This window comes from Rania fehmarnensis (assembly GCF_056494185.1).
The window spans coordinates 7,758,768-7,784,713 of record NZ_CM151398.1 but is presented as its reverse complement, the minus strand read 5'-3'; the positions used below and the strand labels follow the sequence as shown (position 1 = coordinate 7,784,713).

Sequence of the window (25,946 nt, the reverse complement as noted above, 5' to 3'; positions counted from 1 at the left end):
CGGTCGACACCCGTCTACCGTCGGTGGTCATTGACCGATGCTCTGTCCCTCTTAAGCCAGGCGCCATCGGGAACTATTGCAAGCATTATCGCGTGCGGGGACAGACCTCCGGTATCGTCAGACTGGTCTGTCCCCAGCGTGCACTAAGCCGCGGGCGTTAGCCGGCGTTAGCCGGCGTTAGCCCCGGTTCCCTAGTCCACGGCCGTGAACGTGTTGATAACCGGGGCTACTAATGCCCTCGGCTTAGTTTGAGGCAACCGAGGCCAACGCCTGCGGCTTAGCAACTTGTGCTCTGTAAAATGCTGGGTATGGTAGGGATTACTTTTTGCCCAACTCGGCAACCATAGAAATGTTTTCCGTTGCCTTCTTGCCTGCCTAGGATAATGCGATGAATCACAACGCTAGCGATAAGTTTGCCGTAGCCGAAGTTCTCTACGAGCCAACCGATAGAGACTTGAGTTTCTTGCCCGAAGGGCCTATCGATCTCGGGGGTGGTCGGTTCAGCTGGGTTGGTATCCAACACGGAGCGACAGCCAAGTTTGGATCGCTGAATATTTTTGATATCAGCACGCGCCAGAATCAAAATTTCCGCCTGCCTGGACGCCCGGGCTTTGCACGACCAACTGAGAACCCTAACAAGTTCCTCGTGGGTGCTGAACGCGAACTGGGCTACTTCGATATTCAATCCGGTGCCTGGGATGTGCTCTGCGGCGGCGTCGATGCCGCCGTCGACAACACGATCATCAATGATGCCACGACCTGGCAAGACAACGTTATCTTCGGCTGCAAAGACCTGGAATTCAAAACCAAGAAAGCCGGGCTGTATCTTTACCGCGGAGCAGACAAGCAGCTCATTCGACTGCGTGGCGATCAAATTTGCAGCAACGGCAAAGCAGTCATCCAGAACAGCGCTGGTAATTTGACTCTGCTGGACATTGATACACCCACCCGCAAAGTCGTGCGTTATCAACTGGACATTGCCGGCGGTAAAGTAAGCGAGCCTGAAACCGTAGTGGAACTAAGCGAGGCCACCGGTTTCCCCGATGGCATGGTAGTGACACCCGACGGGCTCAGCTGCATTATTAGTTTCTACAACCCTGACGAAGCCGAATACGGTTTGACCCAGCAGTACAGCCTGGCCAACGGACAACTCGAGTTCTCGTGGCGCACGCCGGCCAGCCCGCAGAACACTTGCCCGCTGCTCCTGAAACATCCTGACGGTTCAACCAAGCTGATCATCACGACGGCTATCGAACATATGCCCGCTGAGCGTCAATCGCGAGCTGGCAAGAGCGGCTGCCTGTTCATCGCCGATTTTCCTGCTGCAGTTTAGTTCAACAAAGCGCCCGTCGCATCGCAGCCTCTCATTCAAACCATTCATCCCAACGACCGAAGCGTCTCATGCAAACGTCTAGCATTACTGTTTGGCAACTCCGATCAAAACGCATTGAGTTTCAGGGCGTGCCGGCGGTTATGGGGATCGTAAATGTAACACCCGATAGTTTCTCGGATGGCGGCCGATTCTTCTCGCATCAATTGGCCGTCGATCACGCGCTGCGATTGGAAGATGCAGGCGCAGCGATTATCGATATTGGAGGTGAGAGCACGCGTCCCTACAGTGAACCGATCAGCGCCAGTGAAGAATTGTCGCGCGTGCTACCGACCATCGAATCGCTGGTCAAACGTATCACCATACCTATCTCCATCGATACATCCAAGTCACACGTGGCTCAAGCCGCCATTGAAGCCGGCGCAGAGATCATCAACGATGTCACGGGCCTGGAGGGCGATCCGGAAATGCTCGGCCTGGCAGCCCGCAGTCAAGTTGGTGTATGCGCCATGCACATGCAGGGCTCGCCGCGGACCATGCAAGATGACCCGAAGTACGACAACGTTGTCGAAGACATCTACCGATATCTGGCCCAGCGCGACGCGGCCTTGCTGACTGCGGGAATCTCGCCTGAGCGCATTTGCCTGGACCCGGGCATCGGTTTCGGCAAGACGCATCAACACAACTGGGATCTGATGCGCGGGTGTCAGCGTTTTCTGGACCTCGGGCGGCCAATTCTCATCGGCCACTCGCGCAAAGGCTTCATTCGCAAGTTAGTGGGCGATGCGCCGGAACGCGTGGCAGCTGGATCGGTAGGCGTAGCATTGGCCGCTGCCCAGCAGGGCATGCACGTCTTGCGCGTGCACGATGTCGAAGCCACCTGCGCCGCGCTCAAGTGCTTTGCTAGTTGCCTGCCGTGAATTTGAAGCGGTTCGTCCAAAGTCTGGCGACTTCGGCTACGGGAAGCCTCGCCAGAGATTGGAGATTACACTTCCAAGAACAACCTGGTTGGATCTTCCACTACTTCCTTGATCGTCTTCAAGTAGCTAACCGCTTCGCGACCATCGATGATGCGATGATCATAGGTTAGCGCCAGGTACATCATTGGGCGAATAATCACTTGACCATCGCGCGCGATCGGCCGCTCCTGAATCGAGTGCAATCCCAGGATCGCGCTCTGAGGCGGATTGACGATCGGTGTACTGAGCAGCGAACCATAGATGCCACCGTTGCTGATCGTAAAGGTACCACCTTCCAGATCTTCGGGCATCAAGCGATTTTCCATGGCTTTGCGGGCAAAGTCACCGATGTTGCGTTCGACATCTGCAAAGCTCATCTTCTCGACGTTGCGTAACACGGGCACCACCAGGCCCTTGCCGCCCCCGATCGCAATCCCGATGTCGCAGTAGTGGCGATAGACGATGTTGTTACCGCGCATTTCGGCATTGACCGAAGGGAAGCGTCGGAGGGCTTCCACGCTGGCCTTGGCAAAGAACGACATGAAGCCCAACTTAACGCCATGACGCTCGACAAAGGCATCGCGATACTTTTGCCGCAAGTCCATTACGGGTTGCATATCGACTTCGTTGAAGGTCGTTAGCAAGGCGGCATTGTGTTGAGCTTGTACCAGGCGCGAAGCGATCGTGCGCCGAATCATGCTCAGCGGTTTGACCTCTTCGGTACGTTCTGGACTACCGGAGGTGATCGATGTCGATGCCGACTTGGCTGGCTCGATCATGGCGCTGGGCTTGGACGCCGCTGGTGCGGGTGCGGGTGCGGCTGGCGCTGGCGCACGTGCTGAAGTGGCTTGCGCCGGAGTTGATGAACTCTTGGCTTGCACTGCCCGCTGAGCATCTTCTTTGAGGACGCGTCCGCCGGGACCGGTGGCTTGCACATCGCTGGAGGAGAGTTTGTTCTCTTCCAGGATGCGTTGGGCGGCGGGCATGACGCGAGCTTCTGGCGTAGGCGCACTGGCGGCAGCCGAACCATTGCCACTGCCATCCGCTTGGCCGGCTCCGCCAGCAGGTTTTTCAGACGGCTCGATGTCGGCAATTGCTTCGCCCACCGCGGCAAATTCTTCGGCTTGTTTGTGAATCTTCTTCAGGATGCCCGAGACGGGCGAGGGAACTTGGACGGAAGCCTTTTCGGTCTCCAGATCCACCAGGTTCTCATCCTTGGCAATCCATTCACCTTCACGCTTCAGCCATTGACCAATCTGTACTTCCTGAATGGATTCGCCAACGGTAGGAACTTTCACCTCAACCATTTCCGGTGCGACTTTCTAGTGATTCGATTTGAATTCGGATATTTGATTTTTGAGATTTGAAACTTGAAATCTGGGAACTGAGTAGAGCAACTCAGGCCGATGTCAGGGCTGGCAAGTCAGCAAAGGCGGCTTGCAGCAGATCGTCTTGTTCCAACTTGTGCGAACTGGAGGAACCGGTCGAGGGGCTGGCCGATTCGACGCGACTGAGCGGCCGCAGGCGGAAACGCTGGTTGATGGCATCGGCATAGTGGACTTTCAGAAACTGCCATGCGCCCATGTTGGCCGGCTCTTCTTGCAGCCAAATGACATCGGTGTCGCTCGGATATATCTCCAGAGCGCGCATCAGTTCGGCTGTCGAGAGCGGGTAAAACTGTTCGATACGCACGATGGCTACGTTGCTGGCGCTGAGCTCTTTGCGACGTTCGATCAAATCGTAGTAAACTTTGCCGCTGCACAGGATGACCCGGTCGGTATGCGAGGCATCGGTGCGTTCGTCGGGCAAAATCTTGCGGAAGCGATGGCTGACAAACTCTTCCATAGGTGAGACCACCGCAGGATGACGCAGTAGACTTTTCGGAGTCAGCACGACCAGCGGCTTGCTCCATTGCCAAAGCACCTGGCGGCGCAGCAAGTGGAAGTATTGTGCCGGTGTCGAAGGCTGAGCAACTTGGATGTTGTGTTCTGCAGTCAACAACAGGAAGCGTTCCAGGCGGGCGCTGCAGTGTTCGGGACCTTGGCCTTCGAAGCCATGGGGCAGCAGTAGCACCAGGCGACTGAGGCGTCCCCACTTGTCTTCGGCGCTGGCAATAAATTGATCGACGATCACCTGAGCCGCATTCCAGAAATCGCCAAACTGAGCTTCCCAGGCGACCAGCGCCTCGGGGTAGTCGAGCGAGTAGCCATACTCAAAGCCCAACACGCCCGCTTCGCTCAAGGGACTGTTGATAATGTCGATGCGAGCTTGCGAGGAACTCAGGTTTTTCAGCGGCATGTACTTGGTATTATTCTCGGTATCGTGCAGAACCGAGTGGCGTTGGCTGAAGGTACCTCGTTCGCAATCTTGACCGCTCAAACGTACTGGATGATTCTCTAGCAGTAGCGATCCGAAGGCTAAGGCTTCGGCGGCGGCCCAATCCAAGGAACGCGTGCCGGCGGCCATTTCTGCGCGGAGTTCCATGAAGCGTTGCAACTTGCGTTGCAGCGAAAAACCGCTGGGCAGCTTGGTGAGCGAAGTGAGAATGCTCGAGGCAACCTCGGGTTTGATGCCCGTATTGGGTTGGTCGCTGGCGGGTTCCATGCCGCCGATATAGCCGCGCCAGTTACCGCCCAAGGTTTGCAAGTCGGGCACGTATGGTTCATTCTTGGCCGCTTCGAATTCGCGTTCCAACTTATTCTGGCGCACATCGGCGATGGCATCCGCTTCGGCGCGCGTCAGTTCGCCCATGGTCAGCAAACTATCCAGATAGCTTTCACGCACGCTCTTGCGCTGATCGATGGCTCGATACATGATGGGTTGTGTAAACCGAGGTTCATCACCTTCGTTATGTCCCCAGCGGCGATAGGCATACATGTCGATGACCACATCGCGGCGAAACTCACGACGGAAATCCATGGCCAGGCTGACCACCTGGGCGACGGCTTCGGGATCTTCACCGTTGACGTGGAAGATCGGGATCTGCAGCATCTTGGCCACATCGGTGGCATAAGTACACGAGCGCGCCTCATCGGCTTCGGTCGTAAAGCCGACTTGGTTATTGATGATCACATGCAGCGAACCGCCGGTGCTGTAACCTGACAATTGGCTGAGGTTCAGCGTTTCTTGCACGATGCCTTCGCCAGCAAAGGCGGCATCCCCGTGCATCAGAATGGTCATCGTTTCCGCGTGGCGATCATCGCGACCGCGATCTTGTTTGGCGCGACAGCGACCTTGAGCCACCGTGTTGACGTATTCCAAATGGCTGGGATTAAAGCACAACGAGATGTGCACTTTGTTGCCCGTGGATGTCGTCCAGTCACTGCTGTATCCCAAGTGATAACGCACATCGCCGGTACCGCGATGCATCTCCGGTTCTGGGTCATCGAATTCCCAGAAGATGCTTTGTGCTCGTTTGCCGAGAATATTGGCCAGCACGTTCAATCGACCGCGGTGGGCCATGCCCAGGACAACGCCTTTAACGTTATGTTGTCCCGCTTTTTCAAGTGCCAGGTCGAGCAGCGGTATCAGGCTTTCGGCGCCTTCGAGAGAAAAAGTTTTGGCTCCCACAAATTTGCGGCGCACGAACTCTTCGAAGATGGCCGCGTCGGCCAGGCGTGTATAAATACGCACCTGCACATCGCGCGATAGTTCGATGCGGTTCTGGCTGATCTCCATGCGGCGCTGCAGCCAATCGCGAATGGTGCGATTTTCGATATGCATAAATTGCACACCAATGCTGCGGCAATAAGTGTTCTTGAGTTTGGTAACCAGATCGCGCAGCGTGCGGCTGTCGACATGTTCCAATGCAGGGCATGAGAACGCGCGATCCATGTCAGCCGGGCTGACACCGTAGGATTGTGGATCCAGTTCCGGTGGAGCCTGGCGATCGATGCCTAGCGGGTCCAGTTGAGCCATCAAGTGTCCGCGGACGCGATACTCGCGGACCAGGTGATCGACGCGGTCCTGCATGCGGGCCAGCCACAAGGCTTCGTCGCGAATGGTGCGGGTGACTTCGCCTACCGTTTCAGCTTGCAAAGGATTGGCAGGCGGGGCTTGCGAGTCGTTCTGAGGCGTAGCCGACAGCGAGAACTGCTCGAAGTATTTCCGCCAGCCAGCCGAAACGCTGTTGGGGTCCTGGATAAATTGCACGTACAAATCGTCGATATAGTCGAGGCTAAAAGTATTCATGCTCACGATCAACCGGCAGTGCGTGGAAACGCCAATGAAAAGTTAGGAATGATTTGGAATGCTGTCCGTTCAGTAGGGACATATACGCTGCGAAGGGCATCGGGGGCAATGCGAGCATCAGCAGAAAACAGCTTGGCCGCAGCTGGGCCGCTACAGGATGGCTCTGATGTCGAAGCTGTTGATGTCGAAGAAGACACTGCTGCCACTTCGCTTAACGCCGCTAGCATTCCATGCCGAGCAAGCTTGGGGAGGGACCCAGCGCCAAGTTGGGAGGCTGGTGGATGACTCCCTATGATACCGGATCGGCAAATTTTGACCAAGGTGGCCTCGCCCTGACCACCCCGACTCTTGACAAAGCGCTACAATAATTTCTGGACGCGACCAACCGTGTCCACGGCATCGCGATACTTGTAGCGTAGCTTCGACGAGTATTCAGCGATTGCCAAAGGTGTCGCAGCGGCGCCTGAAACCAAACGCTGAATGAAATCGTGGCCACACCACAGCGAGTTCTCGAAAGAGTGTCCGTTTCATTCACCCACTTTGGGGTCAGGGATTCCAGGGATATGGTTACAGCGAGTAAGACGATGGCCAAGAAAAAAAGTGTGACGACCAAGAAGGAAGATAGTGCTCCAGCAGGTTTGGAGGCTATCTACAAGAAGGAGCCCAATCTCAAAACAGCGCTCCAGCAGATCGAAAAGCAGTTTGGCGAAGGCTCGATCATGCCTCTGGGCGGTGAGGGCACGCTGAAGATCGATGGCGTGCGGACCGGCAGTCTGTCGCTGGACATAGCTCTGGGGGGTAAAGGTGTGCCACGGGGACGCATCATTGAGATCTTTGGCCCGGAATCCAGCGGTAAGACGACTCTGGCTCTGCATATTTGCGGCCAGGCTCAGGCCTTAGGTGGAATCGCCGCCATCATCGACGCCGAGCATGCATTTGATCCAAGTTGGGCCAAGAAGATTGGCCTGCAACTGGACACTTTGCTAGTTAGCCAACCTAGCACCGGTGAAGAAGCCATGCAGATCACCGAGCATTTGGTCAAAAGCAATGCGGTCGACGTCATCGTGATCGACTCGGTAGCTGCCTTGGTTCCTAAAGCCGAACTGGAAGGCGAAATTGGTCAATCGCACGTCGGTCTGCAAGCTCGATTGATGAGCCAATCGATGCGGAAACTCACCGGCGTAATTGCCAAGAGCAAAACCGTCGTGATCTTCATCAACCAGATTCGCGAAAAAGTGGGTGTGATGTTCGGTAGCCCCGAAACCACTCCCGGCGGTCGAGCACTGAAGTTCTACGCTTCTTGCCGCATCGATGTTCGACGCATCGGCAGCCTGAAAGAGGGCGAAGAAGTCGTCGGTCAACGCGTGCGTTGCAAGATCGTCAAAAACAAAGTGGCTCCTCCGTTCCGCCTGGCCGAATTCGACATGATGCACACCACCGGCATTAGCTACGAAGGTGACTTGCTGGACTTGGGCACGACGTTGAAAGTCGTCTCGCGCAGCGGCGCCTGGTTCAAGTACCACGAAACGTACTTGGGCCAAGGCAAAGAAAAGGCGCGAGCTTTCTTGCTGGAAAACAAAGACGTCTGCGAGCAAATCAAGGAAGAGATCATGTCCTCTGGCGATTACACTGGCCCCGAAGGACCCGCCGCCATCGGAGCCGATGCCTCGGAAGCCGCTGACGCCGAACTGGTCGATTCTTAAGACCTCAAGCCGCAGGCTCAAGCGGGTTAGACGAGCTTGGCCCCCAAGCTCGTTTAACCCGTAGCCGTCAGGCTAGGTGTCCTCGTTTAACCCGTAGCCGCCAGGCTAGGTGAACCCGCTAACCAATTCTCCGCGCGCTCGCTTGAGCATCTGTCGGCTTAAGGTGGACATTTGGCGCTGCACGCTCAACTGCTTCGTTTGCCTGGCCTGCGGCCACGGGTTAAACGATTCTGCCAGGCTAGGTGAACCCTCTAACCAATTCTCCGCGCGCTCGCTTGAGCATCTGTCGGCTTAAGGTGGACATTTGGCGCTGCAAGCTCAACTGCTTCGTTTGCCTGGCCTGCGGCCACGGGTTAAACGATTCTGCCAGGCTAGGTGAACCCGCTAACCAATTCTCCGCGTGCTCGCTTGAGCATCTGTCGGCTTAAGGTGGACATTTGGCGCTGCAAGCTCAACTGCTTCGTTTGCCTGGCCTGCGGCCACGGGTTAAACGATTCTGCCAGGCTAGGTGAACCCTCTAACCAATTCTCCGCGCGCTCGCTTGAGCATCTGTCGGCTTAAGGTGGACATTTGGCGCTGCAAGCTCAACTGCTTCGTTTGCCTGGCCTGCGGCCACGGGTTAAACGATTCTGCCAGGCTAGGTGAACCCTCTAACCAATTCTCCGCGCGCTCGCTTGAGCATCTGTCGGCTTAAGGTGGACATTTGGCGCTGCAAGCTCAACTGCTTCGTTTGCCTGGCCTGCGGCCACGGGTTAAACGATTCTGCCAGGTTAGGTGAACCCGCTAACCAATTCTCCGCGCGCTCGCTTGAGCATCTGTTGGCTTAAGGAGGACATTTGGCGCTGCAAGCTCAACTGCTTCGTTTGCCTGGCCTGCGGCCACGGGTTAAACGATTCTGCCAGGCTAGGTGAACCCTCTAACCAATTCTCCGCGCGCTCGCTTGAGCATCTGTCGGCTTAAGGTGGACATTTGGCGCTGCAAGCTCAACTGCTTCGTTTGCCTGGCCTGCGGCCACGGGTTAAACGATTCTGCCAGGCTAGGTGAACCCTCTAACCAATTCTCCGCGCGCTCGCTTGAGCATCTGTCGGTTTAAGGTGGACATTTGGCGCTGCACGCTCAACTGCTTCGTTTGCCTGGCCTGCGGCCACGGGTTAAACGATTCTGCCAGGCTAGGTGAACCCTCTAACCAATCTCCGCGCGCTCGCTTGAGCATCTGTCGGCTTAAGGTGGACATTTGGCGCTGCAAGCTCAACTGCTTCGTTTGCCTGGCCTGCGGCCACGGGTTAAACGATTCTGCCAGGCTAGGTGAACCCTCTAACCAATTCTCCGCGCGCTCGCTTGAGCATCTGTCGGTTTAAGGTGGACATTTGGCGCTGCACGCTCAACTGCTTCGTTTGCCTGGCCTGCGGCCACGGGTTAAACGATTGCGCCAGGCTAGGTGAACCCTCTAACCAATTCTCCGCGCGCTCGCTTGAGCATCTGTCGGCTTAAGATGGACATTTGGCGCTGCAAGCTCAACTGCTTCGTTTGCCTGGCCTGCGGCCACGGGTTAAACGATTGCAGGCTACGGACTACTGAATGGCTACAATGAATGGCCAATTAGTAGCTGATTTCAAAACTCTGCCAACTGCCTGCGGCTGCGCCCCAGTCTTCAACTTGATTTACGATATGCCGCTTCATTTCTAGCGCGATGCGATCGCGGAAGCGGACTAGTTCGGCGCGCTGGCCTTCAGCTTCCAATTCAACTCGGCCGTCTGCCAAGTTTCTTACGCGTCCAGTTACCTCAAAGTCACGCGCCAATCGCAGCACACTTGCGCGGAAGCCGACGCCCTGAACGCGACCCGAAAACCAAACAGTGATCCTTTGCACACTAGTTACCTCAAAGTGCTATTGACTTGGTAGGTGGCCTGCAACTACTTTCCGGCCACCATGCGTAGTTTACCTGTGCTTTATCCATTCGAAATTCGTGGGCAAGCTCCTGATGTGGCCTAGGTTTCCAATCTTTGCCTTGATATTGGCACTCATCGCCCACTGTGCGATCATGGCCCGCTGTGCGTTTGCGCAGGAGTCGCAGCCGAATAGCATGGTAACTCAAACATCCGGCGAAAGCCTGATCAGCGGACTTGATATTCCGTCGGTCGCCAAAACGCGCGTCGTTTTGCTCAAGAATGATCGATGTTTGACTGGGGTGGTGCGTCAGTTGGGCGACTTGGTTGTCGTTGATATCGATCAAAACGCGCGCATCTCCAAACCGACCAGCGACATCCAAACCATTGCAGATGATATGGAAGGTGTCTATCGCTACAAATTGTCTCGATATCCGCGACTAGGGCCTGGTGAGCATATTCGCATGGCTCGCTGGGCCATGGGCAACGGCTTGCCTGAACACGCCGCCACTCACTTTCTGGCCGTCAATCGCGAAGCGGGACAGAATCCGATCGTTCGACAATTGGGCATCGAACTCCGCGAACAATTGCTGCGCGATGAAGGCTTTCGCAATTACTTAGGCTTGCAGCCCACGCAGGTGGCGGGCAATGAACCCGCCGAAGTGCGCACTGCCTCGACCGCTGGCAACGGCGATGAACCGCTGGCACCCATCTTGCCAATTGTCCTGACGTCGTTTGCCGATCACGTTCAACCCATCTTATTGAAACGCTGTTCGCAATCGGGATGTCATGGATTTAGTTCTGTGAATCGCTTGAAATTTTTACAGCCATCGGGCAATGCGCGGGCTCGCATTTCGGAGCAGAATTGCCGAAGCGCGCTGCAATTTGTTGAAGTTGACAGCAGCAACATGAGTACGCTCTTGCGTTACTCGGTGGTTGCCCACGGCTTACAAAAAGAGGCCGCCATCACGTCTCAAGAGAAGAAACTCTCGGAAACGATCGAATCCTGGACAACCTTTGCACGCAACCCAGTGATGGCGGCGGTGCAACAAACGCCCGTCGGTGCCACCGGCAAGCCGGATAGTACCGCCACGCCTGCGGTCTACACCGGGAAACCGAACGGTTCAAACGCGGTTGGCTCGGCTGGTTCGGGGCCCGCCCCGCTTTCGCCTCTGGCCCCTGGGGCCACGCAATTGCGATCAGCGCCGCCAGCGGCGGGAGCCGCTCCGGTGATCATTCCCGGCAACGGCAAGGTTACCGATCGCGAGATCGATCAGCTGGACGACATGGTCCGCCAGGCTTTGGGTGAGCCGCCGCGTGGCCAAGCTACCGATCCCTTCGACCCGGCCGAATTCAATCGCCGCGCCGGCGCGGCTAAGAAGTAGATCGCTCCTCAGCCCTACCCGGCTGCATCTTGGGCCTACCCTCCTCGGCTAACTGTACTAAAATGCCGCTCTACAAATTGTAGAGCGGCTCTCCAGGGCCGCGTTAAAAGTAGCGTGGCTCTCCAGGGCAGCACTAAAAAAGTAGCGTGGCTCTCCAGGGCCGCACTAAAAAAGTAGCGTGGCTCTCCAGGGCCGCTCCCAAAATCAATTCCTGAGCCACCCCAAGGGTTCGGGTTAAAAGAATCATTTTTGTTAGACGATGCGAACAACTAGCGGGAACAGGTCAGCTCGGGAGAGCTGCTGCGTGTAATCCCTGAAGGAGTCGGATTTTGTTGCGATCTCACACTTGCGGCGAGCTGCGAAGTGAACATGTTGGCCAGCGCGTGACGCTTTGTGGCTGGGTGGACCGCACGCGCGACCACGGTCAGACCGTATTTCTCGATCTTCGCGATCGCTATGGCCGAACGCAAGTCGTCATCAGTCCCGATAGCGGCGCGGAAGCACTGCAAGTCGCCAAAGATTTGCGCGGCGAAGATGTCGCACTGTTCACCGGAGTGGTGCGTCCACGCCTGGAGGGCAAGAGCAATGAAAAACTGGACACCGGCGAAATCGAACTGGTAGCCAGCGAAGCTAAACTGCTCAATCGCTGCCAGACCCCACCATTTTTTCCCAGCCAGGCGGAACTACCTGGCGAAGAAACACGCTTGAAGTATCGTTATATCGATCTGCGTCGCGAAGCCATGCAGAAGACCTTGATTCTGCGCAGCCGCATCATCAAGGCCATGCGGGACTATTTCGCTGATCATAACTTCATCGACGTCGAAACTCCGATCCTCGGTCGCAGTACACCTGAGGGGGCGCGTGACTACCTGGTGCCCAGTCGAGTTCATTGGGGCAAGTTCTTTGCCTTACCTCAATCGCCACAGCTTTACAAACAGATCCTGATGGTCGCCGGTTATGATCGCTACATGCAGGTAGCTCGCTGCTTTCGCGACGAAGACCTGCGCGCCGATCGACAACCCGAGTTTACGCAATTGGACCTCGAGATGTCGTTTGTCGATGCCGAAGACATCATCGGCATGATCGATGGGCTGATGAAATTTCTAGCCAAAGAAATTTTGGACATCGAGCTGCAATTGCCACTGCCGCGCATCACCTACGATGATGCCATGCGTCGCTTCGGTCACGACGCGCCGGATGTACGGTACGGCATGGAAATTGTCGATGCCAGCCACCTGGCCAGGCAAACTGAGTTTCGTGTCTTTCGGGGCGCGGTCGATGCCGGTGGATTTGTACGCGGGATCAAGATTGACAAACGCGCGGAAGAGTTTTCGCGCAAACGCATCGATGAACTGACCGAGTTTGTCAAGCATGACTTCGGAGCCAAGGGACTGGCCTGGTTCCGCTGCGAAGCCGATGGTTCGCTGTGGTCGCCTATCAGCAAGAATCTCGAACCGGCGGTGTTGGATGGATTCAAGTCCACGTTTGCTTGTCAGCCCGGCGATCTGGTCTTGCTGCTGGCAGACACTTGGGAAGTGACGTGCAAAGGACTGCATGGCCTGCGCAAACGTTTGGGTGCCGAACTGGAGTTGTATGACCCCAAGCAGATGCACTTTTCATGGGTTGTTGAGTTTCCGATGTTCGATCGCGATCCCGAAGAGGAACGCTGGGTGGCGATGCACCATCCGTTTACGGCTCCGCGACCGCAAGACTTGCCGAAGCTGAAAGAATCGCCGGCCGCTTGTCGCGCACAAGCCTATGACCTGGTGATCAACGGTTACGAGGCCGGTGGCGGTACGATTCGTATTCACGATAGCGAGACGCAACAATCGGTGTTTGATCTGCTGGGCATTACGCCCGAGATGGCCAAGAATCGCTTTGGCTTCCTGCTCGATGCGCTGCGTTACGGTGCGCCACCGCACGGCGGTATCGCTCTGGGGATCGATCGCGTAGTCATGCTCTTTGGTGGCCTGGACAATATTCGCGACTGCATCGCTTTCCCGAAGACGCAACGCGCGATGGACCTCATGACCGAAGCTCCCGGCGATGTCGAAAACAAGCAGATGAAAGAGCTGCACATCCAAATCGAAACTCCTCCGGTCAAGAAGTAGTTCACAGAAAGCATCCACTTGTGGCCAACATCAAAGTTTGGGAAGTCTCCACGCGCAGCGACAAAAAGGAATTTGTGCGTTTGCCGTTTCGCCAATACGCCAACGATCCTAACTGGGTGCCCCCGCTACTGCTGACGCAAGAAGAGTTGTTGGGCTTTCGCAAGCATCCTTTTCACGAGTACGCCCAGGTCAATAACTTCCTGGCCAGCAAAGATGGCCAGGTCGTGGGTCGCATCTCGTCGATCGTCAACAACCGGCACAATGAACGTTTCGAAGAAAAGCGAGGCTTCTTCGGCTTCTTTGAATCGATCGATGATCAAGCGGTGGCCAGTGCCCTCTTCGAACGCGCTTGTGATTGCTTGCGATCGCAAGGCATGACGGCCGTTCGCGGGCCCTGCAATCCTTCGCTCAACTATGATCTTGGAACTCTCATCGAAGGCTTTGATACGCCACCCACGTTTATGATGGCCTACAACCCGCCCTATCACGACAAGTTGATCAGCGGCTATGGGTTTGGCAAGTCGCAAGATTTATATGCCTATGAAGGTGATGTATCGATGCTCTCTAACATCGATCCGAAACTGGCCTTTGTAATTCAGGAGCTCAAGCGGCGTTTCAACGTTAAAGTGCGAAAGTTCAATCCCAAGAAATTCATCGACGAAGTCAAGTTGTTCTTGGATATTTACAATCGTTCGCTGGTTGGCACCTGGGGATTTGTGCCGATGTCGGAGAACGAAGTGCTGGCGCAAGCCGCCGGACTGAAACACTTGTTGGTGCCCGAGCTGACATCGATTATCGAAGTCGATGGCAAGCCGATCGGTGCCGGCCTGGGACTGCTCGACTACAACCCGATCATTAAACGCATCAACGGCAAACTGTTTCCGTTCGGATTCTTGCATCTGATTTTTGGCAAGAAGAAGCTCAATCGAGTACGTCTGATGAGCACCAATGTGCTACCCGAATTCCAGCGCTGGGGTTTTGGCCTGTTAGCTCTGGAACAGATGTTGCCAGCCTGCCTGGCAGCCGGCATTACGCACGGTGAGTTCAGTTGGGTGCTGGAGTCCAACCATCTGTCGCGCGCCAGCCTCGAGCGCGGCGGCACCCGCAGAACGAAAACCTACAGGCTATACGATCGCGAGCTCTAGGGACGTGGAACCGTCCACGTGCCTTAACTTTCGGCTTGCTTACTTCTGGCCACGGTGACTTCGATGGCTCGCTGCATGGCTTTGGCTTTATTGAGCGTCTCTTGAAACTCGCTGTCGGGTTGGCTATCGGCCACGATGCCCGCGCCGGCTTGGATGTAAATTTTGTCGTCGGTGAAGACCATAGTGCGCAGGGCGATGCAGGTATCCATGTTGCCATGGTAGTCGATATAGCCGACTGCTCCAGCGTAGGGGCCGCGGCGATGTGGTTCGACTTCGTCGATCACTTGCATGGCCCGCACTTTCGGGGCTCCGCTAACTGTACCGGCTGGCAAACAGGCTTTCATAGCGTCCATCGCGTTGCAGTCATCGCGCAGGATGCCATCGACGTTGGAGCTAATGTGCATAACGTGGCTATAACGTTCCACGACCATCACATCACTCAGCGAGACACTACCAAACTTGGCAACGCGGCCTACGTCGTTGCGGCCCAAGTCGACGAGCATGACGTGTTCGGCGCGTTCTTTTTCATCGGCCAGGAGTTCATCGGCCAGGCGTAAGTCTTCGGCTGGAGTTTTGCCCCGCGGGCGAGTGCCGGCCAAAGGACGTACGGTGACCATCCCGTTTTGCACGCGGCACATCACTTCGGGAGAAGCGCCTACCAGCGTCACAGCGGGCGTGCGCACAAAGAACATAAAAGGGCTCGGATTGACTATGCGCAGCGAACGATAAACTTCCAGTGGTTCGCAGACGCGATCTAGCTCAAATCGTTGGCTGATAACGACTTGGAAGATGTCGCCAGCTTTGATGTACTCGGTGCACTTCTCGATCGCTTGTGCAAAGGTCTGGCGCGTGAAGTTGCTGGTTGTTTGCAGAGCGGGCACGGCATCGCCCGCGGGCAGGTCGCTCGAGTCCAGCGGAGAGATACTCTGTTGCAGTTGGCGAGCCATGTTTTCCAGGCGAGTCTGTCCGTCTTGCCAGGCTGAGAGCAAGTCTGCGAAGGCGGCCCCGTGGACCAGGGCGACCAGGTACAAGGTCTTATTGACGTTATCAAAGATTACCAGGTCATCGAAAAGTGAAAAATCGAGATCGGGTAGGTGACGATCGTCGGTGGGCGGATGGGGCAAGTCTTCGACATAACGAACCACATCGTAAGCCGCATAACCGAACGCGCCGCCTGTGATGGCCGGTAGCTCGGGCAACTGGGCTACCGTCTTGCCGGAGACCATGTGCCACAAAGTGTCCAGTGGATCGGGCGAAGTGATTTCCTGTTCTACGCCAGCCTGGGTTTTGAAGACTCGTTGCCCGAAAGCGGCAATTCGGTCGCCGGGATGGACGGCAATGAAGCTATAACGCCCAACCTTCTCGCCACCGATGACGCTCTCGAACAGGCAGGCCGAGGATGTGCCGTCGTCGAGCAATTTGAAGGCCGAGACAGGTGTCAGACTGTCGCTGAGCAGGCGGCGAAACATGGGCACCAAGTCAAACTGGCGCGCAAGAAGCTCGAATTGCTCGAAACTGGGAGATGCCGTCATTCAAGGTCTCGAAACTATAGTGGCCGGTAAACGCGAAAAGCACATGATAATCGAGTGGCTGAATCCTGCTAGAATCGGTCGGTCAGTCCCCACGCGACCGGCAACACGATACAATACTCTCGAGCCGAAGCAACAACAGAGGATATGGGCTTAGATGAAGTGCCAGCATTGCGAAAAACCCGCCACCTTCCACATAACTGAACTAACGGACCCCGATGGGCCTCAGGTGGTTCACTTGTGCGAGGAGCACGTGCGCCAGTATTTGTCGCAAGAAGGTGGTAAACCATCGGCCACCGCGCTGCAGGGGATGCTGGAAAAGCAGCTCAAGCTCGAGCAAACTGCCGAACAACTCGCCAAACAAGATAAAAAGACCTGCCCAGTTTGCGGCATAACCTTTGCCGAATTCCGACAAGCCGGACGGCTCGGGTGCCCCTACGATTACGTGTTTTTCGAAGACGAATTGGAACCGTTGCTCATCAATATCCACAACGCCAAGATGCACAAAGGCAAACGCCCCAGCCGCAATACCGGCTCGCCCGATCGCCAGCATCGCTTGATCCAGTTGCGCCGCGAAATGCAAGAAGCGGTTCAAAAAGAACAATACGAAAAAGCCAGTGAATTACGGGACGCTATCCGACAACTTGAAACCGACGCCAGCGCCGGTGAGTCGCCACCGACCGACGACGAGGTTTAGTCACTTGTTTCAATTCTCATATACAAAATCTCAGATAACGTACTGTGAAACTGGAAGACCTGGCTGAAAAATGTGGTGAATGGCTGCGTGGCTCCGGGCCCGAGTCCGATATTGTGATCAGTAGTCGTATTCGACTGGCTCGCAATCTGGCTGAATATCCATTTGTACGCCGAGCCAGCGACGACGAAAAGGCAGCCATTGCCAAGTCGGTCCGCCGACAAATTGAATCGGTGCCCAGTTGGAACGACCTGGTTTTTCTGGATGTCGATCGCCTGGCCGAACTGGATCGTCAGTTCCTGGTCGAACGTCAGTTGATGAGCCGGGAATTGGCCGAAAACGAAGGCGTGCGCGGTGTGGCCATCGATTTGAACGAACAGTTCAGCGTCATGGTCAACGAAGAAGATCACCTACGTATCCAAGTCATGCGCAGCGGATTAGATGTAATGTCCGCGTGGGAACGCATCAATCAAATCGATGATCTGCTGGAAAAAGGTCTGAACTACGCCTTCCACGATCGGCTGGGCTACCTGACTGCGTGCCCCACCAATGTCGGCACCGGCCTGCGCGTAAGTGTCATGTTGCACTTGCCGGCCCTGGTCATTACTCGCGAGATCGAAAAGGTCTTTCGCAGCCTGCAAAAGATCAACGTCGCGGTGCGCGGCCTGTACGGCGAAGGCTCGCAGTTTATGGGCGACTTCTATCAAGTCAGCAATCAAATCACCCTCGGGCGCAGCGAACTGGAACTGGTCGACACCGTTACTCAAGTCGTACCTCGCATTATTCAGTACGAACGCAAGGCCCGCGAATTCCTGGTCAACGAGAGCGAACAAGATCTACACGACGATGTCAGTCGCGCGTTCGGAATCTTGTGCACCGCCAAGAAAATCAGCAGCGAAGAAACTTTGCACTATCTATCGAAAGTGCGGATGGGCGTGAATCTTGGATTGATTCGCGACGTAAAAATGGGCACGATCAACAAGTTGTTTGTGCACACGCAACCGGCTCACCTGCAAAAGTTGCGCGGACACGCCATGAGCGTCGCCGACCGCAATATTGAACGCGCTAACTACCTCCAACAACACCTGTTGCCGCAAAACCCAGGTAGCTCGAATAACTAACGCTGACTTCTCTGCGATCCTCTGCGTCTCAGCGTTTAAAAAACAGAACCCTCTAACCAAGGTTTCTTCCGAGCTGTAGAGCAGCTGTCCCCAGCTGCTCAGCACCCTCAAACCGAAGTTTCTTCCGACCGATTGTCTAACGGTTGTGAGCGGCCCTGGATTTTTTTAAAACGCAGAGGCCGCGGAGTCCGCAGAGAAACCCAGTCTTCTCTGCGATCCTCTCCGTCTCAGCGTTTAAAAAAACGAACCCTCTAACCAAGGTTTCTGCCGAGCTGTAGAGCAGCTGTCCCCAGCTGCTCAGCACCCTCAAACCAAGGTTTCTTCCGACCGATTGTCTAACGGTTGTGAGCGGCCCTGGATTTTTTTAAAACGCAGAGGCCGCGGAGTCCGCAGAGAAAACCCAGTCTTCTCTGCGATCCTCTGCGTCTCAGCGTTTAAAAAAACGAACCCTCTAACCAAAGTTCCTTCCGAGCTGTAGAGCAGCTGTCCCCAGCTGCTCAGCACCCTCAAACCAAGGTTTCTTCCGACCGATTGTCTAACGGTTGTGAGCGGCCCTGGAGAGCCGCTCTACGGGAGATCTTCAAAGCGCCGACTTTAGATCGTCGATCAGATCGTCGACGTCTTCCAGTCCGACGGACAAACGGATTAAGTTGTCGTCGATACCGGCGGCCTGGCGAGCTGCCGCATCGTAGCTGGCGTGCGACATGGTAGCCGGATGTTCGATCAGTGATTCGGCGGCGCCGAGGCTAACTGCTAAATGAAACAGGTTCGTTGATTTGACCACCCGGCGGGCATCTTCGAAACTTCCTCGCAGGGCGAAAGTGATCATGGCTCCATACATACCGCCAAAGAGCTGGCGAGCGCGGGCATGGTCGGGATGCGATGGAAGACCGGGATAAAGCACGTACTCGACACCTGGATGTTCGTCCAAGAACTGAGCGATTCGAAGCGATGACTCGCACTGCGCGCGAAAGCGTAAATCGAGAGTCTTGAGTCCACGCGCCAGCAGAAATGAGTCGAAGGGTGACAGCACTGCGCCGGTGGCGTTCTGGATAAAGTACAACTGCTTGTGCAGCTCAGGTGAGGCTGTGGCTAGAACACCGGCCAGGCAATCGCTGTGACCACCGAAGTATTTGGTGGCCGAATGCATCACGATGTCCACACCCATCTCCAGTGGCCTCAGCAGTACCGGCGTTGCGAAGGTGTTATCGACACCAACCAGCAGTTTTCGGGCTTTGGCAATCTCTACGATCTTGGGCAAGTCGGGCACGGTCAGCCGCGGATTGCCGATGCTTTCGAGCCAAATCATTTTCGTGCGTGGGCCGATCGCAGCCTCCAGTTTGGCTGGGTCTTGTAGGTCGACCAATGTCACGTCAATGCCTGAGCGATTGCAGATCTTATGCAGCAGGCGATAGGTGCCACCATAAATATCCATGCCGGCCACCAAGTGATCGCCACTGGAGAGCAGCATGCTGGCGCAGTGCGTGGCGGCCATACCGGAAGCAAACGCCAGCGCGCCGCAGCCACCTTCGAGCGAAGCCAGTGTCATTTCAACCGCTGCCCGCGTAGGATTGCCACTCCGAGAATAATCGAAGGTGCCCCACTCGCCCGCGCCGGGCTGAACGTAGGTAGTGGCAGGATGAATCGGAGGGATCACCGCTCCGGTTTGTGGATCGGGTTGATTGCCAACATGGATCGCGCGCGTGCGGAACTTCATGAATCAAGCGCCTGCCTTAAATCTTCAACCAGGTCCACGGTGTCTTCGATACCACAAGCCATGCGGATCATATTATCGGTAATGCCAAAGCGTTCACGATCAGCCGGTGCGTGATTGAAGTAACTCATCACCATGGGCTGTTCAATCAGCGATTCGACGCCACCCAGACTGGGCCCGATGCGCGGGATCTTGACGCGGTCAATAATGTTCGCGGTCTCACGCCAATCAGCATCTTTGACTAAGAACGTCACCAGGCCACCGTAGCCACCGCGCATGGTTTGTTTGGCGATTGAATGCGTCGGATGGCTGGGCAAGCCCGGGTAATAGACGCGCTCAATGCGTGGATGCGATTGCAGGAACTCAGCGATGGCCATGCCGTTCTCGTTGTGACGTTGCATCCGCAATTGAAAAGTCTTCAAGCCGCGCTGGAGCAGATATAGATTGTGTGGCGAGTTGATGCCACCCATCACGCCGCGCAGTTGCCTGACGCTTTCCAGCTTCTCACGCGAACCGGCGATTACTCCGGCCAGCAAATCGTTATGGCCTCCCAAGTACTTGGTGGCCGAGTGCAACACATAGTCTACGCCATACTCAATCGGCTTGAGGTTCAAAGGTGTAGCCAAGGTGGCATCGATGAGCGTTTCAACTTCGTGCGCTTTACCCAGAGCGACGAATTGTTCCAGATCGATACATGTCAAATGCGGATTGGTCGGTGACTCGCTGACCAACATTTTGGTGCGCGGTGTGATCGCTTGTTCCATCGCTTGAAAGTCACCCGTCTTGACTTGGTGAGTAACGACGCCAAAACGTGACAAGTGTTTGAAACAGAACTCGCGCGAGCGGTGATAACACTGATCAAAGAAGACGATCTCGTCACCCGAACTCAACTTGGCCATCAACACGCCGACGATCGCTGCCATCCCGCTGGAGAACACCAGCGCTTCTTCGGCACCATCGAGTGCAGCCAGTTTGGCTTCGACTACGCGTTCATTGGGATTGCCGTAGCGCCCGTATTCTTCGCGAGGTTGCTTCTGCTCGATAAAGTCGATAACCGATTGAGTGTCATCAAAGGTGTAGGTCGAACTACAGACAATGGCGTCGGTAACCGCATCGAGCGCCTTGCGACGGGCTTCGCCTGCGTGCACTGCCAAGGTCGATGCTCCGTTGGTATGACTATCGACAGGCATAGTATTCTTCTTTGCGCAAGTTGCTGGGGGCAAGAGTGGAATCTGAGCAGTCATAAAAAATACGATTGAGTTGAGTGCAGACGAAGGAACCATAAGTGTAGTGCATCCCGCGCCAAAACTTTGGGATGCCATCGAATGTGTGCCATCCTGTGCACGCCGACTATTATTCAGAGAACTGCGACAGCTTGGGCTACCTCAGCTGCAAGTGCCTTCAGCAAATAAGAGGGGGCTGAAATTTGGCACCTTGTTCCCGCAATTGTTCAATCAACTCTAAGGGCAGCATGATTGGCGAGCGGGTCACATTTTATCTGGCTCTTTAGCAGTTGTAGGCTGCAAGCGGCCGCAAATCCCTGGACGCGTCGATTGTAGCTGGAGCGGCACTAGGGTGCAACTGCTCCCCATCGGCCCGGCTGCAACTGCTGCAACTAAGCACCTGGACACGACCAATTCGGGATTCGGGCACAAACAGCAGGCCAGGACAGTGCTAGGCACAAACCACATCCAAGGTGAATAACACTTAGTGTGTCCCCAAAGCGTTCATTATTTTATTTCTTGGATTTTGTGGTTCAGACGCTGTCATCATCGCTGAGCATGTTGGCGATGCTGGTGCGATTGACTGGCTGGATCACTCCCCGCTCCGTAATCAGGGCGGTGACGAGGGCGGCGGGCGTTACGTCAAAAGCGGGGTTAAAAACATGCGCGCCTGCCGGTGCGATGCGGACGCCGCCTGGTTCGGTAATCTCGCGGGCATCTCGCTCCTCGATCGGGATTTGGTCGCCTGAAGATAGAGTCAGATCGAAGGTGCTGCTGGGGGCGGCTACGTAAAATGGGATGCCGTGATGCTTGGCTAACACCGCCAGGCTGTACGTGCCAATCTTGTTGGCTACATCACCGTTGGCGGTGATACGGTCGGCTCCCACGATGACTGCGGTCACTGGCCGGCTGCGCATGACGTGGCCTGCCATCGAATCGCAAATGATGGTGGCTGGAATCTTGCGCTGCATCAATTCCCAAGCGGTGAGGCGTGCCCCCTGCCACAATGGTCGCGTCTCATCGACAAAGACATTCAACTCCTTGCCTTGGTCTTGGCAACTAAACATGACGCTCAAGGCAGTGCCCAGAGCAGCGGTGGCCAGGCCACCCGCATTGCAGTGGGTCATCAGCGTGGCGTGATTGGGAATCAGGGCGGCACCGTATTGGCCAATTGCCTGGCACATATGACGGTCTTCGTCCTGAATCGACTGAGCTTCTAACAGCAATCGCATGCGAAGTTCGCTGCCGGTTTGGCTGCTGGGCGTATGTTTGATCAGCCGCTGCAAGCGTTCAAGAGCCCAAAAGAGATTCACCGCTGTCGGTCGGCTAGTGGCCAAATGATCGATGGCGGCCATGGCAGAATGAGTGGTTGCGACCAACTGATCACTATTGGCTTGAGCGGCTCCCAAGCACACACCGTAGGCCGCGGCAATACCGATAGCCGGAGCGCCCCGGACTCGCAGCTTTTTGATCGCTTCCCACACCTGGTCGACCGTCGTGCAGTCGACGTACGTCAGCGAACCGGGTAGCAGAGTTTGATCCAATAGACGCAAATGTCCATCTGTTTGGCCAACCCACTCAACGGCTTGAATCGAATCGGATGCTATCGACATTTGGGGCTGTGGCAGTTCGCTGATGAAATTGATGACATTGACAAAAAGAGCCTGACTCTGGCATTGTAGCCCGCCGGCCGCAGTTGGAAAACGTAGGCTCCTGCCAGCCAAGAAGTCGAGCGAGGTTATGCCATCGTGAGTGAATCGGCTATAATACTGACGGTAATGTTGATATCTCGCCCAACCTGCAGGACACTCAATTGTCGAGGACATTTGGCATGACTCAACGAGTTTTTTATTGGATTGTTGGCTTGACTGCCTCCATAGGCTGCCTGCTGGCGGTGCGTCAAAGTGCAGTGTTTCATAACGCAGATGCCGCACAGAATTCGCTCCAGGTGACCAACGTGGTCTCACCGCCCCTTAACGCCGACAAACCGGATTCGGCCTCAAACAAGAGGAAGAAGAACGTGGATGACAAAGACGACGACAAAGTCGAATATAACAAGCTGAATCCAGCTGAAGCATATGTAATTTTGCGTAAAGGTACCGAACGACCGTTCACTGGTGAATACACCATGTTGAAGGACCCGGGGACCTATCTATGCCGCCGCTGCAATGCACCGCTCTATTACAGCGATTCGAAGTTTGAGAGCGAATGTGGCTGGCCAAGTTTCGATGACGAGATCAAAGGTGCTGTTAAACGACAGTTGGAAAAAGATGGTACTGGTCGAATCGAGATCGTGTGCAACAACTGCGGTGGACATTTGGGCCACGTGTTCTTGGGTGAAGGTTTTACCGCCAAGAACACGCGCCATTGCGTAAACTCGGTCTCCATGAAGTTCATTGCCAAAGGTGAGGAACTGCCCGAAGTAATCAAGAAGAAGCGCAAAGGCGAAAAGGAAAAACCAGAAGCCAAGGATGAACAGCTAAAGGTCGAAGGCAGCGCGAAAGCGGATACCAAAACCGATAAGTAGGCAACCGGCTTTTACTGGCTAACATTGATTCCGACGCGGCGCGTCGGTCTTCGTCCGACGTGTTGTGCATCCAGCTACTGAAAGCCCTGCCAATGAGCTCCTATCCGCGAGTTGCCCAGCTGAAAACGGTTGATGACTTTCTGGCCAGGCTGGCGGAGTTAGGATGTTCGTTGCCGTGCGATCGAGAGTTGCTGTCGGCCGAGCAAGGTTCGCCGCTGGCTCAGCCGCTCCGCTTTGGCTCGACAACTGCGGGCAACCGCTGGTGTATCCACCCCATGGAAGGCTGGGACGCCAACCGCGATGGCTCGCCGTCGGAATTAACGCTGCGCCGCTGGGAACGTTTTGGACAGAGCGGGGCCAAATTGATTTGGGGAGGCGAGGCCGCAGCCGTCAGGCCCGATGGTCGCGCCAATCCAAATCAGACGCTGGCCGTCGCCAGCAACCAAGCTGGCCTCGAGCAACTGCTTACGACACTGAAAGAAGCTCACCGCGCCAGCGGACAATCGACTGATGATCTGGTGGTCGGTCTGCAACTGACGCATTCGGGCCGCTTCTGCAAACCGGCCGACCACAAGAAGTTCCAACCGCGAATTGCTTATCATCATCCGCTGCTGGATCCTAAGTTCAAAATTGATCCCAGCGATGCAGCGGTGGTTTTCAGCGACGCTGAAATTGATCAGTTGATCGATGATTACGTAGTTGCCGCGCACCTGGCGGCGAAAGTTGGTTTCGACTTCGTCGACGTCAAAGCCTGTCATGGTTATCTGCTGCACGAATTTCTCAGCGCGCGCACGCGACCGGGACGTTTTGGTGGAGACCTGGTCGGCCGCTCGCGAGCCATGCTGACGATCATTGGGCGAATTCGCAGTGAACTACCGCAGCTGATGATTGGCGTGCGTTTGAGCCTGTTTGATTTCTTGCCATATCAGGCCGGCAGCGAAGTTGGAGAGCCGATGAACTGGCCGGTAGGTCAACCCTATCCGCATGCCTTCGGCTCCAGCGCCGAAGATCCAACTCGCATGGACTTGGAAGAGCCGTTATGGTTACTCGATCAATTGACCAGGCTCGGCGTAGTCGCGATCAATTTGTCGTGCGGCAGTCCTTACTACAATCCACACATTCAACGTCCGGCGCTGTTTCCGCCCAGCGATGGTTATCAACCGCCAGAGGATCCTCTGGTCGGCGTCGTTCGCCAATTGCAGGCCGTGGCCGCCGTCAAGCAACAGTTCAAGGACCTGCCCATCGTTGGCACGGGATACACCTACTTGCAAGAATTCTTGCCGCTGGTGGCCCAAGCCGTCGTGCGCGAAGGCTGGGTGGACTTCGTTGGACTGGGACGCATGGTTTTGTCGTACCCTGAGATGCCGCGAGATTCGCTTTCCGGCAAGCAACCTTCCAGGAAACTGGTGTGTCGCACCTTCAGCGATTGCACTACTGCTCCTCGCAACGGCATCGTCAGCGGTTGCTACCCGTTGGATAGCTTTTACAAAGCACGCCCTGAGAAACAACAACTCGAAGCGGCCAAAGGTTCGCAATAACCAACCATCAAAGAACTATAGGTGATGGCGCTGGACGATTTGCAGGGCAGCGGGGTGCAAGCGGCCGTTGGTGGCCAAGACGCTGGTTTTCGCCAGCGGTAAAGGTAGGCCACGACCGGTGGTAATCTGGCCGCCGGCTTCTTCCAGAATTAGTCGGCCGGCTGCAAAATCCCATGGGCTAAGTTGGTATTCGAAGAAAACGCCATACATGCCTGCCGCGACCTGGCAGAGGTCCAAAGCCGCTGTTCCAAAACGACGAACGCCGTGGATCTGTTGACGAAAGAAGTCGCCGATGGCTGCCAGCGTGGCTTCCATCATCTGGCCGCGGTCGTAATAGAAACCGACGCCGACCATAGTTTGGTTCAGCTCGGCCTGATCGTTGACTTTCAGCGGTTGACCGTTGTAGTAAGCGCCTTGACCACGTAACGCCCAATACCAGTCACCGCGCACGGGATTTACGACTACACCACACTGCGCTTGCCCGGCGTGATAGTAGGCGATCGAGACTGCGAAGTGCGGAATGCGATGCGCAAAGTTATTGGTGCCGTCCAACGGATCAACGATCCACAAATCCGCTGCTTCCACCGAACCGCTGTTCTCTTCTTCGCCCAAGATTGCGTGAGCTGGGAATCGCGTCTGGAGTACGCGGGCAATCATCTGCTCGGCTTCGATGTCCGCCTGCGAGACCAAACCCTCGTCCAGTTTGTTGCGCATCTGCACTCCTCGTTCAAAGTAATGCAGAATCACCTTGGAGCCAGCTTCGGCCGCAGCAAAGGCAGCCCGCAAATGGTCATCCGGGGGCAAATCAAATTCAGCAGGTACCATCATCGTCTCCTTTCGCTCCGCGAAAGGCGATTTCCTTTTGCGGAGCAAAAGCAGCCTCTGCCAAG

General features: G+C 55.7%; 18 protein-coding genes. 10 read left to right on the top strand and 8 right to left on the bottom strand.

Annotated features, from left to right (window positions below):
- Positions 1-388 precede the first annotated feature (388 nt).
- Positions 389-1,333 (top strand): SMP-30/gluconolactonase/LRE family protein, encoded by a 945-nt coding sequence (locus SH573x_RS26545; protein WP_479351077.1) that lies wholly within the window; start codon positions 389-391, stop codon positions 1,331-1,333.
- 68 nt (positions 1,334-1,401) lie between these two features.
- Positions 1,402-2,250: a dihydropteroate synthase gene (gene folP, locus SH573x_RS26540; protein ID WP_479351076.1), complete on the top strand. Its 849-nt coding sequence runs from the start codon at positions 1,402-1,404 to the stop codon at positions 2,248-2,250.
- 65 nt (positions 2,251-2,315) lie between these two features.
- Here the strand turns inward: folP and odhB are convergent, their stop codons facing one another.
- Both odhB and SH573x_RS26530 read right to left on the bottom strand, forming a co-directional pair.
- Positions 2,316-3,596, bottom strand: coding sequence for a 2-oxoglutarate dehydrogenase complex dihydrolipoyllysine-residue succinyltransferase (gene odhB, locus SH573x_RS26535; protein ID WP_479351075.1), 1,281 nt, complete (start codon positions 3,594-3,596; stop codon positions 2,316-2,318).
- A 91-nt stretch (positions 3,597-3,687) separates the two neighbouring features.
- Positions 3,688-6,480: a 2-oxoglutarate dehydrogenase E1 component gene (locus tag SH573x_RS26530; protein ID WP_479351074.1), complete on the bottom strand. Its 2,793-nt coding sequence runs from the start codon at positions 6,478-6,480 to the stop codon at positions 3,688-3,690.
- A gap of 584 nt (positions 6,481-7,064) precedes the next feature.
- Here SH573x_RS26530 and recA point away from each other — a divergent pair.
- On the top strand, positions 7,065-8,183 hold the full coding sequence (gene recA, locus SH573x_RS26525) for a recombinase RecA (RefSeq protein ID WP_479351073.1): 1,119 nt from the start codon (positions 7,065-7,067) through the stop codon (positions 8,181-8,183).
- Positions 8,184-9,782: 1,599 nt separating this feature from the next.
- On the opposite strand, the gene SH573x_RS26520 is transcribed toward recA, so the two are convergent.
- On the bottom strand, positions 9,783-10,052 hold the full coding sequence (locus SH573x_RS26520) for an acylphosphatase (RefSeq protein ID WP_479351072.1): 270 nt from the start codon (positions 10,050-10,052) through the stop codon (positions 9,783-9,785).
- 112 nt (positions 10,053-10,164) lie between these two features.
- Here SH573x_RS26520 and SH573x_RS26515 point away from each other — a divergent pair, with 112 nt between their 5' ends.
- The 3 genes from SH573x_RS26515 (at position 10,165) to SH573x_RS26505 (ending at position 14,710) form a co-directional block, all read left to right on the top strand.
- Positions 10,165-11,454 carry a hypothetical protein gene (locus tag SH573x_RS26515; RefSeq protein ID WP_479351071.1) on the top strand — a complete coding sequence of 430 codons (1,290 nt, stop codon included), beginning with the start codon at positions 10,165-10,167 and terminating at the stop codon, positions 11,452-11,454.
- 329 nt (positions 11,455-11,783) lie between these two features.
- Complete coding sequence (gene aspS / locus SH573x_RS26510; RefSeq protein WP_479351070.1) at positions 11,784-13,565, top strand: aspartate--tRNA ligase; 1,782 nt, start codon at positions 11,784-11,786, stop codon at positions 13,563-13,565.
- Between the two features lie 20 nt (positions 13,566-13,585).
- Complete coding sequence (locus SH573x_RS26505) at positions 13,586-14,710, top strand: GNAT family protein (RefSeq protein ID WP_479351069.1); 1,125 nt, start codon at positions 13,586-13,588, stop codon at positions 14,708-14,710.
- Positions 14,711-14,733: 23 nt separating this feature from the next.
- Here SH573x_RS26505 and trpE read toward each other — a convergent pair whose 3' ends face one another.
- Positions 14,734-16,242: an anthranilate synthase component I gene (trpE, locus tag SH573x_RS26500; protein ID WP_479351068.1), complete on the bottom strand. Its 1,509-nt coding sequence runs from the start codon at positions 16,240-16,242 to the stop codon at positions 14,734-14,736.
- 154 nt (positions 16,243-16,396) lie between these two features.
- Here trpE and SH573x_RS26495 point away from each other — a divergent pair, with 154 nt between their 5' ends.
- Both SH573x_RS26495 and SH573x_RS26490 read left to right on the top strand, forming a co-directional pair.
- Positions 16,397-16,936: a UvrB/UvrC motif-containing protein gene (locus tag SH573x_RS26495; RefSeq protein ID WP_479351067.1), complete on the top strand. Its 540-nt coding sequence runs from the start codon at positions 16,397-16,399 to the stop codon at positions 16,934-16,936.
- Positions 16,937-16,980: 44 nt separating this feature from the next.
- Positions 16,981-18,054, top strand: coding sequence for a protein arginine kinase (locus tag SH573x_RS26490; RefSeq protein ID WP_479351066.1), 1,074 nt, complete (start codon positions 16,981-16,983; stop codon positions 18,052-18,054).
- A gap of 580 nt (positions 18,055-18,634) precedes the next feature.
- On the opposite strand, the gene SH573x_RS26485 is transcribed toward SH573x_RS26490, so the two are convergent.
- The 3 genes from SH573x_RS26485 to mtnA form a co-directional block, all read right to left on the bottom strand.
- On the bottom strand, positions 18,635-19,771 hold the full coding sequence (locus SH573x_RS26485; RefSeq protein ID WP_479351065.1) for a trans-sulfuration enzyme family protein: 1,137 nt from the start codon (positions 19,769-19,771) through the stop codon (positions 18,635-18,637).
- Positions 19,768-20,958 carry a trans-sulfuration enzyme family protein gene (locus tag SH573x_RS26480; RefSeq protein WP_479351064.1) on the bottom strand — a complete coding sequence of 397 codons (1,191 nt, stop codon included), beginning with the start codon at positions 20,956-20,958 and terminating at the stop codon, positions 19,768-19,770. Before SH573x_RS26480 ends, SH573x_RS26485 begins: the two co-directional genes overlap by 4 nt.
- A 566-nt stretch (positions 20,959-21,524) precedes the next feature.
- A complete protein-coding gene (mtnA, locus tag SH573x_RS26475) occupies positions 21,525-22,604 on the bottom strand; it encodes an S-methyl-5-thioribose-1-phosphate isomerase (RefSeq protein WP_479356812.1) in 1,080 nt (359 codons plus the stop codon).
- Positions 22,605-22,822: 218 nt separating this feature from the next.
- Here mtnA and SH573x_RS26470 point away from each other — a divergent pair, with 218 nt between their 5' ends.
- Both SH573x_RS26470 and SH573x_RS26465 read left to right on the top strand, forming a co-directional pair.
- Positions 22,823-23,518 (top strand): methionine-R-sulfoxide reductase, encoded by a 696-nt coding sequence (locus SH573x_RS26470; protein WP_479351063.1) that lies wholly within the window; start codon positions 22,823-22,825, stop codon positions 23,516-23,518.
- A 92-nt stretch (positions 23,519-23,610) separates the two neighbouring features.
- Positions 23,611-25,056 (top strand): oxidoreductase, encoded by a 1,446-nt coding sequence (locus tag SH573x_RS26465; protein ID WP_479351062.1) that lies wholly within the window; start codon positions 23,611-23,613, stop codon positions 25,054-25,056.
- A gap of 15 nt (positions 25,057-25,071) precedes the next feature.
- On the opposite strand, the gene SH573x_RS26460 is transcribed toward SH573x_RS26465, so the two are convergent.
- On the bottom strand, positions 25,072-25,884 hold the full coding sequence (locus SH573x_RS26460; RefSeq protein WP_479351061.1) for an inositol monophosphatase family protein: 813 nt from the start codon (positions 25,882-25,884) through the stop codon (positions 25,072-25,074).
- Positions 25,885-25,946 lie beyond the last annotated feature (62 nt).